The organism is Actinomadura darangshiensis, from assembly GCF_004349235.1.
GTDB lineage: Bacteria > Actinomycetota > Actinomycetes > Streptosporangiales > Streptosporangiaceae > Spirillospora > Spirillospora darangshiensis.
The window spans coordinates 1-1,068 of the sequence record NZ_SMKY01000643.1; the positions used below are offsets into that span (position 1 = coordinate 1).

1 protein-coding gene and 1 tRNA gene are annotated in these 1,068 nt (G+C 69.7%); both read left to right on the plus strand.

Features of this window, described 5'->3' with window-relative positions; genetic code table 11:
• Nucleotides 1-107: 107 nt before the first annotated feature.
• Nucleotides 108-183, plus strand: a tRNA-Arg gene (locus tag E1293_RS47125).
• 181 nt (nucleotides 184-364) lie between these two features.
• The gene (locus tag E1293_RS47130) at nucleotides 365-967 is read left to right on the plus strand and encodes a TetR/AcrR family transcriptional regulator (RefSeq protein WP_132206677.1); all 603 of its coding nucleotides are present in this window, start codon (nucleotides 365-367) and stop codon (nucleotides 965-967) included.
• Nucleotides 968-1,068: the final 101 nt, after the last annotated feature.

Consider the following 1,068-nt stretch of genomic DNA (forward strand, 5'->3'; position numbering starts at 1 on the left):
GCCCCCGCCCGGCCTAGATTTCCGGACCAATATCGGGGAGCACTCACCACTCCCCTTCCCCTACCCTGGAGGAGCCGTCCGCTACGCTCTAGCGCAAGCGACGACCGGCCTCCGTAGCTCAGGGGATAGAGCACCGCTCTCCTAAAGCGGGTGTCGCAGGTTCGAATCCTGCCGGAGGCGCCATCCCAAGCGCGACGCCGCGGCCGGCGGCTCCGCCCGGCCGCTTGGTCGCGGAAGCACGGTCCCTCATGGGTTTTGCTATTGGCCGGGACACTGCTCACGGCCATCTGCCACTGACGGCTGCGGCTCCCCTCTGTGCCGGACGGCATATATTCGGCTGATCGGTCTTCGTGAAGGGGGCGGGATGGCGACGCGGCGCGCGGAGACGAGCCGGGAGAGCCGGCGCCTGCTGGTCGAGGCGGCGTCGGGGCTGTTCGCCGAGAAGGGGTACCGGCAGACGACGGTGGCCGACGTCGCCGACCGCTCGGGCATCAGCCGCGGTTCGATTCCCTGGCATTTCGGTGACAAGGAGGGCCTGCTGCTGGCCGTCATCGAGCACACGTTCCTGGAGATGACGCAGAGCTTCTCCGAGCGCCATCCGGCGGGGCCGGACGGGCTGGCCGAGCTGATGGAGCAGGCCGAGGCGTTCGCCCGGGTGCCCACCACCCGGCTGCTGGTGAGCCTCCTGGCCGACGCGGTGGAGCCCGGTTCGCCGATCCACCACCGCTACGCCGAGTTGCACGCCACGATGCGGCGGATCTTCACCGCGTGGGCGGCCCAGCCGCACGTCGCCGTCCGCCTTCCGGACGGCGCCACCCCGGAGGACTTCGGCCTTGTCACTCTGAGCGCGGCCGTCGGGATCTACCAGCAGTGGCGGATGGCGCCCGAGGGCGTCGATCTCGCCCACGCGTTCGGGGCCCTGCGCCTGTTCCTCACCGCCGCGGTGAGCCCTGCCGGATCACGCTAGCGGCCGCTTGTCCCCTATGCCGTCCATCTGATTCTATGTTGATCAACATAGAAGGTGCGTGGGGAGGGCGGGGCACATGCGGATCGTGATCGTGGCGGTGG